Genomic DNA, 235 nt, shown 5'->3' on the forward strand with positions numbered 1-235 from the left:
AAGCGTCGCAGACCTCGCCGAGGTTGTGCGGCGGCATGGAGCAGGCCATGCCCACGGCGATGCCGGTCGACCCGTTGATCAGCAGGTTCGGCAGCCGGGCCGGCAGGACCTTGGGCTCGTCGTACTGGGCGGCGAAGTTGGGCTGGAAGTCGACCGTGTGGAGCTGGAGGTCGGCGAGCATCTCGGTGGCGTGGGGATGCAGCCGGGCCTCGGTGTACCGCATGGCGGCGGGGGG

At 70.6% G+C, this 235-nt stretch carries 1 protein-coding gene; it reads right to left on the reverse strand.

The genetic code is table 11. From position 1 onward, the window contains the following. Positions 1 to 235 (reverse strand): DNA gyrase subunit A (locus tag R0J87_RS24830; RefSeq protein WP_498889696.1); only part of this gene is annotated, 235 nt, incomplete at both ends.

The organism is Halomonas sp. SIMBA_159 (assembly GCF_046536035.1).
In the GTDB taxonomy this organism is placed as follows: domain Bacteria; phylum Pseudomonadota; class Gammaproteobacteria; order Pseudomonadales; family Halomonadaceae; genus Vreelandella; species Vreelandella venusta_A.